General features: G+C 51.6%; 10 protein-coding genes. 8 read left to right on the top strand and 2 right to left on the bottom strand.

The genetic code is table 11. The annotated features are described in order from the left end of the window. Positions 1-17 precede the first annotated feature (17 nt). Together D570_RS0102645 and D570_RS0102640 are read left to right on the top strand one after the other, a co-directional pair. Positions 18-2,717: a glycoside hydrolase family 2 protein gene (locus tag D570_RS0102645; protein ID WP_018142854.1), complete on the top strand. Its 2,700-nt coding sequence runs from the start codon at positions 18-20 to the stop codon at positions 2,715-2,717. Between the two features lie 177 nt (positions 2,718-2,894). Then, positions 2,895-3,938, top strand: coding sequence for a LacI family DNA-binding transcriptional regulator (locus D570_RS0102640; RefSeq protein ID WP_018142853.1), 1,044 nt, complete (start codon positions 2,895-2,897; stop codon positions 3,936-3,938). 3 nt (positions 3,939-3,941) lie between these two features. Here the strand turns inward: D570_RS0102640 and D570_RS0102635 are convergent, their stop codons facing one another. Both D570_RS0102635 and D570_RS0102630 read right to left on the bottom strand, forming a co-directional pair. After that, the gene (locus D570_RS0102635; RefSeq protein ID WP_018142852.1) at positions 3,942-4,574 is read right to left on the bottom strand and encodes a DUF624 domain-containing protein; all 633 of its coding nucleotides are present in this window, start codon (positions 4,572-4,574) and stop codon (positions 3,942-3,944) included. Between the two features lie 30 nt (positions 4,575-4,604). After that, positions 4,605-5,414, bottom strand: coding sequence for a hypothetical protein (locus D570_RS0102630; protein ID WP_018142851.1), 810 nt, complete (start codon positions 5,412-5,414; stop codon positions 4,605-4,607). A gap of 153 nt (positions 5,415-5,567) precedes the next feature. Between D570_RS0102630 and D570_RS0102625 the strand changes: the two genes are divergently transcribed. The 6 genes from D570_RS0102625 to D570_RS0102595 all read left to right on the top strand — a co-directional run bounded on the left by D570_RS0102625 (position 5,568) and on the right by D570_RS0102595 (position 17,103). Further along, positions 5,568-7,748 carry an alpha-galactosidase gene (locus D570_RS0102625; RefSeq protein ID WP_018142850.1) on the top strand — a complete coding sequence of 727 codons (2,181 nt, stop codon included), beginning with the start codon at positions 5,568-5,570 and terminating at the stop codon, positions 7,746-7,748. A gap of 226 nt (positions 7,749-7,974) precedes the next feature. After that, on the top strand, positions 7,975-9,219 hold the full coding sequence (locus D570_RS0102615) for an AGE family epimerase/isomerase (RefSeq protein WP_018142848.1): 1,245 nt from the start codon (positions 7,975-7,977) through the stop codon (positions 9,217-9,219). Positions 9,220-9,685: 466 nt separating this feature from the next. Continuing rightward, entirely contained in the window at positions 9,686-12,655 is a 2,970-nt protein-coding gene (locus tag D570_RS0102610; RefSeq protein WP_018142847.1) for a glycoside hydrolase family 3 N-terminal domain-containing protein, read from the top strand. A 315-nt stretch (positions 12,656-12,970) separates the two neighbouring features. Further along, complete coding sequence (locus D570_RS0102605) at positions 12,971-15,403, top strand: glycoside hydrolase family 3 C-terminal domain-containing protein (protein WP_018142846.1); 2,433 nt, start codon at positions 12,971-12,973, stop codon at positions 15,401-15,403. Further along, positions 15,396-15,953 carry a GtrA family protein gene (locus tag D570_RS0102600; protein WP_018142845.1) on the top strand — a complete coding sequence of 186 codons (558 nt, stop codon included), beginning with the start codon at positions 15,396-15,398 and terminating at the stop codon, positions 15,951-15,953. The genes D570_RS0102605 and D570_RS0102600 overlap by 8 nt, the downstream gene beginning before the upstream one ends. A 115-nt stretch (positions 15,954-16,068) precedes the next feature. Then, positions 16,069-17,103, top strand: a complete 1,035-nt coding sequence (locus tag D570_RS0102595; protein ID WP_018142844.1) for a glycosyltransferase family 2 protein — start codon at positions 16,069-16,071, stop codon at positions 17,101-17,103. Positions 17,104-17,120: the final 17 nt, after the last annotated feature.

The raw sequence follows: 17,120 nt of genomic DNA, 5'->3' as shown, positions 1-17,120 counted from the left end.
CTCTCGAGGAGTAACACATGACTACAGTATCGGACACCTTTGCGGCCCTTCATCAAGGCTGGACGGTGCGTGCACTCAATCCTCAAGCTGCACCATCTGAAGTGAGAGATGCCCTTTCTCAAGGCATTCCAGCAACAGTCCCTGGTGAAGTAACATTAGACTTACACAATGCCGGACTCATCGATGAACCATTTGATGGGGATAATGAAAATCATCAGCAGTGGATTGGCGATATCGATTGGCAATATACCTGCGAATTTGAATGGCAGCCAAATGGCAGTACGCGTTATGATTTGGTGGCTTATGGTTTGGATACCGTAGCAACGCTGAGCTTAAATGGTTCCGTGGTTGGGCATGCCAATAACTATCACCGTTCGTACCGCTGGGATATTCGCCCGCTGCTTATCGAAGGCATGAACGTGCTGGAGATCTCCTTCACCTCTCCTGTGCGCGAAACCAATCGCCGCGAGCAGGCGTTAGGCTACTATCCTCATACCGAGCACCATGCCTTTAATCAGATCCGTAAGCCATCGTATCAATTCGGCTGGGACTGGGGCATCGATGTAGCGGCTGCGGGCATTTGGCAGGCTATCGGCATTGATTCCTGGTCCGAAGCACGCATTGTTTCCGTGCGTCCGCTGGTGGATGTGCTCGATGATGGTACAGGCGTACTGAATGTGTCTGTGGATATTGAACGCGAAGGCGTGGGCCCAGGCTGTGTACCATCTGTAGACCAGGCGCGCGCTCATGAGCAGGTCGTACCTGTGCGGGTGAAGCTTAGTGACGGGGGCGCGCAGTATGAGGTGGAGACGGTCATCGAGGCCGGACGCTCCACAGCGGAACTGCAGCTGAGCATTCCAAACGTCAAGAAGTGGTGGCCAATCGGTTACGGTGATCAGCCACTGTATGCAGTATCCGTTGAGGTGGCCGAAGGTGCCGCTACCTGGAGCGGTAAAGTCGGCTTCCGCACCGTACACGTAGATACAGCTGCGGACGAGGTGGGCCGTCCATTCCAGATTTATGTCAATAATGTACCTGTGCATGCGCGTGGCTACAACTTCGTGCCGGTGGATGCCTTTATGACACGTGCCACGCGCGACGTGTACGCTCAGCGCTTCGCGGACCTAGTGGAATCGAACTCAAATATGGTGCGCGCCTGGGGCGGTAGTATTTACGAATCCGAGGATTTCTACGAATTGGCTGATGAGTTGGGCATTATGGTTTGGCAGGACTTTATGCTCGCCTGTGCCGCATATCCGGAAGATCCTCAGACTGTGGCGGAAATCGAAGCTGAGGCACGCGAGCAAATTAATCGTTTAAGCACACATCCAAGCTTGGTTGTATGGAATGGGTCCAACGAAAACTATGTGGCGTACTCTGAATGGTTTGGATTTAAGCAGGCTTTGCGTGATGATGATCAGCCAAAGAATGCCTATGGTTACGGCGAAAAGGGTTGGGGAGATTACTATTACAGCGACCTCATCCCAGAATTGCTCGAAGAACTCGATCCAACGCGCGTGTATCTGCCTAGCTCTCCAATGAGCTTTACCCAGTACACCTCGCCAAATCTGGATACCGATGGCACGATGCATATCTGGGATGCCTGGAATCGCGAAGATTACCGCGTGTATGCGCAGTACACCCCTCGCTTCGCGGACGAATTCGGCTATCAAGCACCGCCAGCTTGGAGTACGCTGACACGCGTCGTACACGATGCCACCTTGGATCCTTTTGGTGAGCAAATGCTTGTACATCAAAAGGCCAGCGGTGGAAATTACAAGCTGGCCCGCGGTATGCGTTCCCATCTAACTCCTGGGCATTTGGATGATGTGAGCTACAATGCGGACGGCTCACGTAACTGGCTTATCGAAACCGATAATTGGGCCAATATTGAGGATTGGCATTGGGCGTGCCAATTGCAGCAGGCACAGGCTTTGCGCTTCGGTGTGGAGCATATGCGCTCGCTGGAGCCAATCAATGCTGGCGCTTTGATTTGGCAGCTCAACGATGACTGGCCTGTGGTGTCGTGGGCGGCCGTGGATTACGACGGTCATCGCAAGCCACTTTGGCATGCATCCCGTGATTTCTTTGCGCCTCGCTTGGCTACCATCCAGCCACGCGTGTCTCAGAAGGCATGGGAGGATTTGAGCTGGGAAGGCAAGAAGCCTCAGGCAGATTCCTTGGCCTTGGTGGTGCTCAATGATTCGCCGGCAGCATGGAAGGGTAGTTGGCTCGTACAACGCATGCGCTTAGACGGCACCATACTCGCCGAGCAGCGTGTGGATGTGGAGATGGAAGGCGTTAGCCACGCTACCTATTTCCTGGATAACGCCGTATCTCAGTGCGAGGATGCCGCCGATGAAATCATCGTAGCCACCCCTCAGGCACAAGAACTCGGAGGCGTGCAGGACTTTGCACGTGCACTGTACAATGCGGCGGAAGTTATCGACCAAAAGCTCGACAAGCAGCCGGTTACGGCCCGCATTGAGAGCGAAGAGGGTGGATATCTGCTCACCATTCATGCGCAGCACTATGCGCGTGACCTCTTCTGCATGGTGGATAAAGTGGATAGCTCAGCTCGCATTGATGGTGGTATGCTATCGCTTTTGCCCGGTGAAGAGGTGCAGTGGCATATCACTGCTCAGGGCGTGGAAAAGCCTGAAGCCTTCCTCGATCCGTCTGTCTTGCGCTGTGCCAATGATTTAAAGCGCCCATGATCTGAAGCGTGATGAATTCGTTTCGATAATTTCGACATTCTGGGGTGTCTTAGCTTAATCAGTTAAGACACTCCAATTTTTGTATTATCATGGCGGAGTAGTCTTGTTTTTATTAAGTAAGCTATGAACTTAACGATAGAATGCTAGAGCGAATACAGAGAAGTGTTGGGGAAGACCATGGTAGCCAAAGCAAAAGTGACGATTTCCGATGTTGCACGAGCAGCAGGCGTGTCCAATAGTGCAGTATCGTATGCGCTGAATGGGAAACCAGGTGTGTCCGAAAACACGCGCGATAAGGTGCTGAAAGTGGCGGAATCCATGGGGTGGAAGCCGAACAGTGCTGCCAAGGCTCTCTCGGACGCCAGCACACGCACCATCGGTTTGGTAATCGTATCCGCTCCGAAGGTGTTTGCCGTGGAGTCCTACTTTATGGAACTCATCTCCGGTCTCGGGGAGGAGCTGGAAAAGCAAGATTATTCCATGCTGTTGCGCGTGGTGCCGGATGCAAATGCGGCTTTACGCATCCACCGCAATTGGATTGCCGCCGGCAGTGTGGACGCCATGATTGTGTTTAATGTGGAAATAGGCGATCCGCGCATTGATTTGTATAAGCAGCATCCGGAAGTGCCTGTGCTCGTTATCGCCGATCCATCGGTGACAAAAGGGCTCACTTCCATGACCAGCGATGACACCGATGGCGCGCGCAAAATCATCGATTATTTGCATGAACTGGGCCATACGCATATCGCCCATGTAGGCGGTCCTGAGAGATATGCACACACCTTTATCCGTGACCGTGCCTTTACGGAAGAGGCCACGGCTTTAGGCATGCGTTGCGATAATTTGCACACAGATTACTCGCCGGAGCAGGGGCGTGATTGCACGAACCGACTGTTGGTATTTGATAATCCACCGACGGCTATTGTGTACGACAACGACGTCATGGCTATCGAGGGTTTGCATGTGGCTCAAGAGCAGGACATGAGCGTGCCGGAGGATCTGTCCATTATTTCGTGGGATGACTCCTTTGCCTGCACCGCAACTACGCCATCCATTACGGCTTTGTGGAGAGACATTCCTAAGTTGGGTGCCAAAGCGGTGCCAATGCTCCTCAAAATGATAGACGGCGAGAAAGTGGATAATGCGATGGAATCCGCTTACGAATTGGTGGAACGCTCGTCCACGGCAGCTCCGCGTTCCGTGCGTCACATGGAGTTGTAACCGTTAGTTCTCATCCTTGAACATGCCGGCAGAGCGCATAATACGAACGGAAAACCAAGCGCTCATGCCGGTAAAAAGCAATCCCCAGAAGAACAGCACGAAGCTGAAACCGCCGGGTACAAAGAGCAGCACGGCGAGGGGAATGGCATTGATAAGCGTCATAGAAACGGCTGCCTTCGGATAACGCAGAGCTAGTGTGGCAGCATGCTTGATGTGAGCAAGGACGGAGAGCGGCGTGCGGGTTGCAAACGGGAAAACGAAAACGGTTAGGACAGCAACGACGATAATGATGGCAATATTGATGCCATAGGACAGCGCGGCAAAATCCGTGCCACCCGCACCTTGGCCCAGATACCACAGATTAAATAAAGCTAGTCCATAAAAGGCGAAGAAGAGCAGGCTAAGCAGGATGTTTTTCCCGATATTCGTCCTATATGCCTTCCAGAAGCGCCGAATATAGTGTGCATCATCGCCCGCTTCTAGCGCACGCACGGTGTCAAACAGAGCGGCTGTGGAGGCGCCTATAGTGACGAGCGGCAGGCTGCCGACCAGCCACAGGATGTTGATAACTGCGAGGTCTCCCACGGTGGACATGATGGTGCTAAACGAACTGTCGTGACGAAATACGGTGCTCATGGTGAATCCTTTGATAGGGGCTGTGCGTGCTTAGTTGCGGGTGATGATATCGACGAAGTTTTGCGCCTGTGCCGTGTGCGAAGAGTCTTGCGCAAGGCCTACAAGGGGTGCGGAGGTGGAACTTGCTGGCGTGAAGATCTGTGACCAGAGTGCAGAGCTTTGAAGGCTGATGCCATAGGCTTCTTCAGCGCCTTTGCCTGCGCCATTGTAGTCCGGGTCCTCCTCTTGGCTGTCATCAAAGCCTGGAAAAGTCAGAAATGTACTACCCAACGTTGTCTGCTGCTCAGAGGTTAGAGACTGGCGCAGATTCGTCAAATACCCATATCCGGCTAGCGTTGCAAAATCTTCAGGGGAGGCGATGATGACATCGACTTGCGCATTTCTGAGCAGGGTTTGTAGTTTGCTTAATCCACCTTCGGAGAGATTAAAACTGGCATCTACGATGACGCCATTATCCTGTCCTTCGGGGAGATGAAGCGTTTGAGCAATATCTTGCTGGAGCGCGGAGACTTGGGCAGTGGTGGTTTCCACGCCGACGACAGCGATGTAAAGCTGGGCCTGAGCGGCAGGCGAGAAAATACGAACAGCCAGTAAAATGACAAGCAGAAGAGCTGTAAGCACAGCCAGAATTCTCCACACAAATTCGTCTCGGAAATACTTCCAACGCTGAGCGCCCGATAGACTGCGTAAAGTCTGCCAGCGAGACAGCCGGGCCTGGGCAACATGCCCGGCCAGAGCCTCTACATTCTCGCCATGTTGCTGAGAAAGCAGAGGATTGTGCGGCGTTGACGCAGCGGAGGAAGGCTGTGCTTCATTGCTCGGTTCCAGCGGGGTGTGCATAATTCATCCTTCATTGGTTTCTATGCAGTCACAGGTGTTTTCGTATGCTTAACACACGGCAGTTTTATAACTGAAGCGGTTAATATATACTGTTATCTAGGTTATCACAGTTGTGAAAACTTGTATAGACAGGTTGTGTACAAAGGAGTGCTGGTGTTTGATCAGGGAAAGCATGTAGTCCTGCGCCGCGATGGCGTGGAAATCGTTCTGAAAGTGCCAGAGGGTGAAATGCCCCAAATTGTGCGATGGGGAAAAGACCTCAAAGTAGAGTACAGTGCGGCTGATTTTGAGGCATTAGACGCGATGACCTTGAAAATTACGCCGCCAAACAAGCCAGATGCAGCATGGCGCCCGTCATTAATCCCGCAAGGGGTAGAAGGCTGGTCCGGCAGGCCGGGCATCGAGCTATCTCGCGGTGACGCACCGGTTTTTGTGCGCTGGGATGAGGTCAGCATTCAAACTGAAAAACTGCCGTATGCAGTGGAAATTGTAGCTCGTGATAACCGCCGTGGCGCGGAAGTGGGCATCGTTCTCGGCATAGAAGAGGGCGGCTTGGTAACCATCAAGCAAACCGTACGCAATACCGCAGAAGGCGGCAACGCTAACGCGGAGCCTCTCAGCGTGCATTGGCTGGACGCCAGCATGCCGGTGAGTAAAAGCGTGGATACACTGACGCATTTCACGGGACGCTGGCCACTTGAAAAGCAACCGCAGTCGATGGATCTGCCGGTTGGGTCCATTACGCGCGACTGCCGCAAGGGCAAAACCGGACACGAATCCCCATGGATGTTTATCCTCTCCGAAGGAGCGCCGCAGTCGCAGTCAGGCACAGTATGGGCATGCCATCTCGCATGGAGCGGAAACCAAACCTATCGCTGTGATAATCTGCCCGCACATGAACCAGTTTTTGGCGCTGGAGAACTACTTGGACCGGGCGAAATCAGACTACTCTCTGGCGAGAGCTACGAAGCACCAACCGTATGCTTTGCTTGGTCTGACCAAGGCTTGGACGGCATCTCTGAGCGCTTTTACATGTGGCTGCGATCCATGCCACAGCGTGCTCGCACGCCGCGACCATTGACGCTGAACACGTGGGAGGCCGTCTACTTTGACCACGACGAAGACACCCTCAAACGCCTTGCCGATCGCGCTGCATTCGTGGGTGTAGAGCGTTTCGTACTGGATGACGGGTGGTTCCTCGCGCGACGCGATGACACAAAAGGTTTGGGCGACTGGATTGTAGACCGCAGCGTCTGGAAGAACGGTTTGGAACCGCTGGCAGACCATGTACACGGCTTAGGCATGCAATTCGGCCTGTGGTTTGAGCCAGAAATGATCAGCCTCGACTCTGATCTGGCACGCGCCCATCGCGACTGGATCTTAGCGGATGCAGATGCTGTGCCATACCGCGAAGACCTGTCATATCGCAATCAATACGTGCTCGATTTAGCCAATCCACAGGCCTACGCATACATTCGCTCGCACATGGCACAACTGATTGAAGAATTACACATTGACTACATCAAATGGGATCACAATCGAGAAGTCACAGAACCGGTTCACAACGGGAAATATGGCCTCCATGCGCAAACCCTGGCCTGCTACGCGCTCTTTGACGACCTCAAATCGCAGTTCCCAGGACTGGAGATAGAAAGCTGCGCCTCTGGCGGTGCTCGCACAGATGCCGGCATACTCGCCCATGCAGACAGGGTGTGGGGATCGGATTCCAACGATCCGCGCAACCGCATAGACATCCAACGCTGGACTGAAATGATCGTGCCACCCGAAATGATCGGCGCGCACATCGGCCCTTCACCAGCCCACACCACGGCGCGCGCCACGGATTTGAGCTACAGGGCCGCCGTATCCCTGATGGGATGCGCCGGATTGGAATGGAATATCCTCGAATGCTCGGACGCAGAACTCGAAGCAGTGGCCGAATTTGTGCGCACCTACAAGCAGTACCGCGCCTTACTCCACTCCGGCCGCGTCATGCATGCAGACTTTGTGGAAAAATCCTTGCGCGCTCGCGGGGTGGTGTCGTCCGATGGTTTGCGCGCCTTGTGGACCGTAGCCAGCGTGGATGATGTGAGCAATGCTTTCCAAGAAAATCTGCACATACCGAGCTTAGATGAAAAACGCAGATATCGCGTAAAAGTCGTGCGCTCGATTGGGGAAACACAATGGGGATGGGTGACACCTCAGTGGTTGTCGCAGGCCTTAACCGATGAAGGATTCGAAACATCCGGCTTATTGCTCTCACAGGTAGGTGTGCTGCTGCCGCCACTGTGGCCAATGCAGGCATTTATGCTGGATATTCAAGCAATGCATTAATTCATACGGATTGCACAGTTAAAACGCGTGCACCATGTGAATCATCCCGAAAAAACGCGGGGATTTCAGGTGTTGCACGCGGGTAAAAAAGGTTGTATAGTCATTACTTAAGCGATTAAGTAAAAAAGGAAGATCTTGATGCTTATGCTAACGACAATGTGGTTTTTCATTGGCAACGTCGCTTCCTCTTCGTTCAACCGCGCAGAAATAATAAAGGAGTCACATAATGACTGATGTAAATGACGCTAAGTACCGCTTAGGAACCGAAGAAAATGCGCACTGGTTAGATGCTCAACGCGACAGTCTTTTTGCATTTGGTACCCAGTTCCCCTCTCCTGCAGGCAGCTCGTACTGGCTGGGCGACGATGGCACACCGTGGAAGGATCGCGAACGTGCTACTTGGATTACCAGCCGCATGACGCACGTGTATGCATTGGCATCCTTGGCAGGTTTTGAAGGTGCAGAACAGCTGGTCGACGCTGGATTAAACGGTCTGCGTACCGAATTGCATGACGACGAAAACGGCGGCTGGTATCCATCTGTGTCTGCGGATGGCACGCCAGCAGCAGATAAGCAGTGCTACGCTCACGCCTTCGTCCTCTTGGCCGCTTCTTCGGGCTTGCTCATCAACCGCCCGGGCGCACAGGAATTACTGGACGATGCGAAGGAAGTTTTCCTGAAGCGCTTCTGGGATGACGAAGTGGGCTTGTCCGTGGATACGTGGAACACAGAATTCACACAGCTAGATACATACCGTGGCTTAAACGCAAATATGCACTCAGTCGAGGCATTCCTCGCTGTGGCAGACGTTACGGGCGAAGAGGCTTGGCGCGAACGTGCTGGCCGCATTATCGGTCATGTCATCGGCTGGGCAGAGGCAAACGAGTGGCGCATTCCTGAGCATTTCACGCAGGATTGGGTGGCTGAGCTGGAATACAACGACGATAAGAAGGACGACCAGTTCAAGCCTTATGGTGCAACCCCAGGTCATGGCATTGAGTGGGCACGTTTGATTACGCAGTATGCGTTGAGTGCTTCCATTGACGAGACTGAAAAGCAGAGGCTCATCGATGTGGCTCAGCATCTCTTCAATCGTGCCATGGCAGATGCGTGGGACGCGGACGGTGCGCCGGGCATTGTGTACACGACCGATTGGAATGGAAAGCCAGTGGTGCACGACCGTATGCACTGGACCTTGGCGGAAGCTATTAATACGTCCTCCGTGCTTGCGCAGGTCACCGGTAAGGATGAATTTGCACAGTGGTTCTCCACCGTGGTGAACTATGTGGATAACTTCCTTATCGACAAGAAGAACGGATCGTGGTTCCATCAGCTGGATCAGCATAATCAGGTGCTGGATACAGTATGGCCGGGCAAGTCCGACTTGTATCATGCCACGCAGTCGATGATGATTCCTCTGAGCGATCCGGCGTTGTCCATTTCGGTGGCAACGAAGAAGAGGTTTGCATAAATTTCTCGAGTTTTTTGCAGAAGTGACCACTTTTGTGCCTCATACCTCTCCTTGAAGGTGCACAAGTGGTCCAATCTGCAAAAAAGTGCACAAAGGCGTGGAACGGACGAAGAAAAAACGTAGGATCTCTTCAGGGAGAAGATGGAAGAAAGAAAGAGTGAGGAGCTTCTAGATTTCTGAACTGTATAAGCGCTTGCATGCTCAGGGCTGTTATGTTTTTTGCATAACAGCCCATTTTTATGCCCAAAATGCTCCAATTCACATCGAAAATGGTCACTTTTGCAAAAAACGCATCCAAACCCATCCGCTTATGTAAAAAATCGGACCAGTTAGGAAATGGTTGGGTGTCAAGCCTAGGTCCACTGTGTTACGGTGGGAATAAGGCCGTTTGTGAGGGATACAAAAGCGTTTTTCTCACAAAATCGGTATCTCAATGAGTGAGAGTGAAGAAAAGAAAGGAGCAGAGATGCTCGGCATAAATATGAGCGATGTCATTGCAATGCTTGAATCATTGCGGTCAGAGCTGATTATTCTCGGTGTTGCTCTGGTTGCTGCAATTATTTTGACAATTGCAGTGAACAAGATGTGGGTAAAGTCCCAAGGCTGGCGCAAGCTGATTCATTCCTGGACATGGATCGCAGCAGCGGTTGCTTCCGTAATTGCTATTTCTATGATGCTTTTTGGCCCTTTGAATACAACACTGAACTTGATGTCCGGTACGGGCACATTGTCCAGTGCAAGTAAGGAACAGGCAGAAAAGCTTGCTACTGAAATTCAGAACGAAGGCATTACCCTTCTCGAAAATAACGATTCCAGCTTGCCATTGCAAGCAAACTCCTCGGTAAACGTTTTTGGTTGGGCTTCTTCCAACCCAATTTACGGTGGTACCGGTTCTGGTTCGATGAACGATAAGTATCCTACAACATCCCTTATTCAGGGCTTGCAGGATGCTGGTTTGAAGACTAACGAAGAACTGACAAAGAAGTACACGGACTACCGTTCTGATCGCCCAGTTGTCGGCATGGTCAGCCAGGACTGGTCTCTGCCAGAGCCAACGGCCGATTCTTACACAGATGCGGAAATCTCTCAGGCAAAGCAGTTCTCCAACAAGGCCATCATCGTCATCGGTCGTTCCGGTGGTGAAGGTGCAGATTTGCCAACCGATATGAGCAAGATTGACACTCATGAAGCTGGCTATAAGTCTACTGTTCAGGCTTTCGGTGGTGAAGAAGTACACGAATACGTCAACAACGGTTCTTATAACGATTTCGAAGCAGGTCAGGGTTATTTGACTCTTTCCAAGACTGAGCAGGACTTGGTCAAGCTCGTTACCGATAACTTTGACGATGTCACCGTTGTTTATAACGGCGCAAATGCCATGAACCTGAACTGGGTGAATGACTACTCTCAGATTAAGTCTGTGCTCTGGTGCCCACCAGCAGGTCAGACTGGTTTCGCATCTCTCGGTTCTATCCTCGCAGGCGATGTCAACCCATCTGGTAAGACTTCTGATACCTTCTTGAAGGACTTCTCCAAGGCTGCTTGGTACAACAACATTGGACACTGGGAGTATACGAACATGTCCGAGTACAGCACGGATGCTGGCTTCTTCGGTAAGTTCACTCCTTCCTTCGTCAACTACAATGAAGGCATCTACGTAGGCTACAAGTTCTTCGAAACGGCAGCTGCTGAAGGCGCTTTGAACTACGACGAAGCTGTACAGTATCCATTCGGATACGGCTTGTCCTACACCACCTTCAACCAGCAAATGGGCGATGTCACCTACTCCAATGGCACCGTGTCCTTCGATGTCACTGTGACAAACACGGGTAATACCGCTGGTAAGACCGCCGTCGAGGTCTTCTACAATCCTCCATACACCAATGGTGGCATTGAAAAGTCGACTGCAAATCTCGTACAGTTCGAAAAGACCGACATTATTGAGCCAGGCGCTTCTCAGACCGTTCAGATCTCCTTCAACGATTCAGATATGGCTTCCTATGACATGTCTGGCGACGGCGCATACGTACTCGAGTCCGGCGATTACGAAGTTTCGATTAACTCTGATTCCCACACCAAGTTGGACTCCAAGACCGTTAATGTAGCGTCGACTATCCGCTATGACGGTTCGAATACACACGATGGCGATAAGACTGCTGCTACCAACCAGTTTGCGGATGCTGATGGTGACGGTACGGTAACCTATCTCTCCCGCGCAAATAACTTCGCAAATTTGGCTGAAGCTACTGCAGCGCCTACAAACTTGGAGCTCCCAGAAGAGTACAAGTCCACCTTCGTAAACTCTTCTAATGTGAACGAATGGTTGGAGAAGGCAAAGTCCGAAGAAGGCACTGTCGATATGCCAACGACCGGCGCCAAGAATGGCATCCAGCTCTACCAGCTTTATGGCAAGGACTACGACGATGAGATGTGGGATCAGCTCCTCGATGAGCTCACCTACGATGAGATGGCTCAGCTCATTGCCTTCGCTGGTTACAACAACACGGCAATTCCTTCCATCGGCAAGGTTCGTCAGTCTGATGTGGATGGTCCTGCTGCTTTGAACAACAACTTCACCCAGCAAGGTTCCATCGGTTTGCCATCCAGCACCACCGTTGCTTCTACGTGGAATAAGGATCTCGCAACCGAATTCGGTAAGACCATTGCTCAGATGGGTAAGGATTTGCAGGTTACCGGTTGGTATGCACCAGCAATGAACATCCACCGCAGCCCATATGCAGGCCGTAACTTCGAGTACTTCTCTGAAGATCCAATTCTCTCGGGCTATATGGCATCCCTTGAAATCAAGTCCGTACAGGATGCAGGCTTGTATGTCTTCATGAAGCACTTCGCCATGAATGATCAGGAAGATCACCGTCTTGCAATGCTACACACATGGAGTAACGAGCAGGCAATTCGCGAAATCTACTTGAAGCCATTCGAAATGTCTGTCAAGGAAGGTGGTGCTACGGCAGTAATGTCCGCTTTCAACTACATCGGTAACACCTGGGCAGGTGCAAATGATGCGCTGCTCAACAAGGTACTGCGCGATGAATGGGGCTTCAACGGCTTCGTACTGACCGATTACTTCGGTGGCTATGGATACATGGAAGGCACCTACTCCATCTACAACGGTGGAAACGGCATGCTGGCTACTGTTCCAACGACCAACGAGATTACCGACAAGTCGGCAAACACCGTGGCTCACATGCGTGAGGCAGCACACGGCATTCTCTATGCAGCAGTAAACACCTACGTATACGAGAATGGTGCACCACAAACCGAGATTGCGATGTGGCAGTGGATCTACTACGTAGCCGTGGCCATCATTGCGCTCCTGCTCCTGTGGGCAGCATGGGTATCCATCAGCCGCTTCCTCAAGCGCCGCAAGGCAGAGAAGGCAGACCCAGTAGTAGAAGCAGAAATTGCGGAATAACCTCGCGCAAGCGTTGTTTCGGGTAAAATCGCAACGCATGAAAAATAGGACGCAAGTCTGACAGAGATGGGATTGCGATGATAAAGGCTCGCTGACTCTTACACAGAGCGGCGAGCCTTTGCCTATCTGAAGTGCCACAGGACATGCGGGCTTATGTCCACTGTGCGAACGCATGGTCATAAACCTTACAGTTCACGTTCAAAATCGCACGTTTCGTGCACTTGCACCCCATATAACGCGTGTAATTTCCTAAAATTAATGGAGTAAATCTTTGAGAGATGTATGCAAGGAAGCTTGCATCGTGGAGGAGAAACAATGGTGTATGCAAAGGATATGACGCTCATTGAACGCGCGTCGTTACTTTCCGGCCAGTCAGAATGGGAGAGTCGCGAGCTGAAACAGCATAACTTGTCTTCTTTCGTTATGAGTGACGGCCCAAATGGTGTACGTCGCCAGACCGGTTCTGGAGACCACTTAGGTCTGGGCGCATCAAAACCTGCAACCTGCTTCCCAACAGCGGGAACCGTTGCAAATTCCTGGGATCCAGCAGAAGCCCACGCCATGGGCAAGGCACTCGGTGAAGAAGCCCGAGACTTGGATGTGCAGGTACTGCTTGGACCAGGCATCAATATGAAGCGCAACCCGCTATGCGGACGAAACTTCGAATACTATTCTGAAGATCCACAGCTTGCGGGCCACTTGGCAGCTGGCTTTATCCAAGGCATTCAAGAGAACGGCGTAGGCGCCTGCCCAAAGCATTTTGCAGTCAATTCCCAAGAGCTACGTCGCCAAGCATCCAATTCCATCGTGGATGAGCGCACACTGCGCGAATACTACTTGACCGCATTTGAAATTGCCGTCAAAGAAGCCAAGCCTTGGACGATTATGTCCTCGTACAACATGATCAATGGCACATACGCCCACGAAAACGAGCATTTAATCAAGGAAATCCTCAAGGGCGAATGGGGATTTGACGGCCTCGTCATCTCCGACTGGGGCGGCTCCAACGATATCATAGAATCCGCACGCGTCGGCGCTGCTTTGGAAATGCCCGCACCGGGACTTGCCTCCGCCCGTCAGCTCGTTAAAGCCGTAGAATCCGGTCGTCTCTTAGAAGAAGATTTGACGAAGGCTGCCCAAGATGTGGTCAATATCGTAGACAAAACGCGCAATACCCGTCCAACGGGGGATGGCTTCCTCACAGAAGAGCAGAAGAAGGCTCATCACGAAATCGCACGTCGCATCGCCCAAAAAACAGCCGTTCTGCTACGTAATGAAGACAATGCATTGCCACTGACCAACGGCGAAAAAATCGTGGTCGTCGGTGATATGGCGGCAAAAGCTCGCTACCAAGGCTCTGGATCTTCTAAGGTCAACGCATTCCGCGTGGATAACCTTTTGGACGTGCTGCAAAACACTCCAAGCGTGGATGTGGCTGCTTACGCCCAAGGCTATGACCGTCAAGGCGCGGAAAACCCACAGCTTATCCAAGAAGCCGTGGCTACCGTGAACAACGCCCAGCCAGACGCAGTCGTGGTATGCATGGGCTTGGACGAACGCTCTGAATCCGAAGGTTTGGATCGCTCCCATCTGCGCATTCCACAGGTACAGTTGGATTTGCTGGCTGAACTGGTGAAAACCGGCAAGCGCATTATCGTCGTACTCGTCGCCGGCTCTGCTGTAGAAGTGGACTTTGCCAACGATGTAGACGCCATTTTGTACGTGGGTCTCTCCGGGCAAGCGGGCGCGCTCGCCACAGTAGATGTACTTACCGGCGCCGTCAACCCTTCCGGGCATCTGGCAGAAACCTGGCCAATTGCATATGAAGACGTGCCAAGCGCAGGCAACTTCCCTGTAGCGCAGCGCGATTCTATCTACAAGGAAGGCCCATTCGTAGGCTACCGTTACTATGCCACACGCCAGATCCCAGTGCGTTTCCCATTCGGCTTCGGACTGAGCTACTCCACCTTTGAGTACTCTGATATCCGTGCGGACGACAGTGGCGTAAGCTTCACGGTTACCAACACCTCGGATGTGGATGGCACAGACGTGGCACAGCTCTACGTCCATGCTCAGCAGTCCGGCATTTTGCGTCCAGCACGCGAGCTTAAGGGCTTCCAGCGCGTAGAACTCAAGGCTCACGAATCCAAGCAGGTGCGCATCGCCTTTGATGAGTACACCTTCCGCCATTTCGATGTGAAGTCCAATTCTTGGCAGGTCGAAAGCGGCGACTGGGAGCTCTTTGTGGGCAATAATGTGGAGAATACGCCACTTCGCACCGTACATGCGGTGGCTGGAACCATGGATCCGCAGCCACGCAATGAAGCTCTCGGCCATTATTGGGATGCCGATGTCAAGCACGTCACCGATGCAGAATTTGCAGCATTGTATGGCTCCGTGCCGGAAAAGTACGACACGCATGGTGTCTTCGGAGTCAACGATGCGCTTTCCTCGTGGGAGGATTCCCGCTCGGCCGTTGCTCGCTTCTTTGCACGTACTTTAGTGAAGCAATCCGAAAAGGCTATTGAAAAAACAGGCTCTCCGGATCTGAATGCCCTCTTCCTGCTCAATATGCCGCCACGGGCCATGGCAAAAATGACTCAGGGTGCTGTATCACCAGAAATGGTGGATGGCATCGTCGACATCGCAAATAAGCACTTCTGGCGTGGATTGGGCCATGTCATTAGCGAATACTTCCGCAATGCAAGCGCGAATAAGAAGACCTTGAAGGAGATTTCCCATGAGTAATACAAGCGAAAAAAGCGGTTTCAAGAAGTGGATCGACGAACATCCAGCATTGTGGGAGTTCATCCTCTTCAATGTACTCTCCAATATTTCCACCATCTCGCGCTTCGTCGTGCTGTGGGTGCTCACACCGTTGTTTGTGAACGCCATGGGTCTGACCGAGCCATTCCATTTCCTCTTCTACAACTATGATTCCAACGCTGGCGGTGTAGGTATTTTCTTGGCGACGATTATCGCAGAAATCATCGCTCAAACGGTGAACTTCTTCGTCCAAATGAAGTGGGTCTTCAAGTCTGATTCCAGCTTCAAGGATGCCGCATGGAAGTACGTGGTGCTCGCCATTATCATCATTATTATTTCCGGATTTGCACCAAGCTATATCAACGAATGGAGTGCAGCTGCAGGTATTGGTGGTGCAGCAAGTACCTTAACTGCTGTGTTTAACACCTTGATGGCTGTGGTCGTGTCCTATCCTCTGCTCAAGTTCTGGATTATGCCAAAGAGCAAGGATGCTGCTAAGGATGCCGCTCACAAGGGCGAAGCTCAGAAATAATCTGAATTCAATCCCCATCCGTTGTATCTGTCAGAAGTGATTAAACCAATTTGATACAATAACTCTGTCTGGCACAATGTGTCAGGCAGAGTTTTTATATGCGAGTAGAAATACCATGACAAATAAAATTATCAGTTTCGTAGTTCCTTCGTACAACGTAGAGGGGTATTTGGCGCGATGCGTAGACTCGCTACTCAATATCGCAGATACCTCTGATGTAGAAATAATCATCGTCGATGACGGTTCGCACGATGGAACGGGGGACTTAGCGGATTCTTATGCGCAGCTTTATCCGCAGACGATTCGCGTCATTCATCAAGAAAATGCCGGTCATGGTGGTGCATGCAATGCGGGAATTGCGGCTGCTAGTGGTTGTTATGTCAAAATTGTCGATGCGGATGATTGGGTCGATGCCAGCTCGTATGTCACGTATATCACCTTTTTGAGGTCTCAGGCTTATACGCACAATCCGGTGGATTTAGTGTTGACGAATTACACATACGAAAATACTTCACAACGTTATACGCGCACGATTCGGTATACGAATATTTTTGATACCAATAAGCGACTCGCTTGGGATGATATGCGCAAATGCCGCGTGGAGCAGTATTTGCTGATGCATACGATGACCTTCCGTACGGAGGTGTTGCGTCAATCTGCTTTGCATTTGCCTGAGCATACGTTTTATGTGGACTTTATCTTCTCCTTCCAGCCGTTGCCTTGGGTAAAATCGCTGACCTACCTCAATATCGATTTTTACCGCTATTTCATTGGGCGTGAAGGTCAAAGCGTGCAAAAGGAGATCATGATTAAGCGCGTGGATCAGCTCATGCGCGTAGGACAGATTATGCTAGACGCCATGCCGCGCAAAACACAGGTGCCAGCGGGATTGTATCGCTATATGCTGCATTATTTGAGCTGCGAGTTTATGGTCACCAGCGTTTTCCTCATTCTTTCCAATGATCCTCAGCGATGGCAGCAAAAGGATGAGTTGTGGGAGAAACTCAAAAAAGACAGGAACGATATCTACGTTGATATGCGCAAGCAGGAATTTATTGCGCGCGCGATAACAATTCCAGGGAAATTGGGTCGTTTCCTTATCAAGGTGGGGTATACGATATCGAACCGTGTTATCGGCTTTAATAGCTAGTGCGCGCCGAAACCTTC

Source organism: Alloscardovia criceti DSM 17774 (assembly GCF_000376885.1).
In the GTDB taxonomy this organism is placed as follows: Bacteria; Actinomycetota; Actinomycetes; order Actinomycetales; family Bifidobacteriaceae; genus Alloscardovia; species Alloscardovia criceti.
Note: the sequence above shows the minus strand (reverse complement) of the source record. Positions and strands in the feature narration are given on the sequence as shown.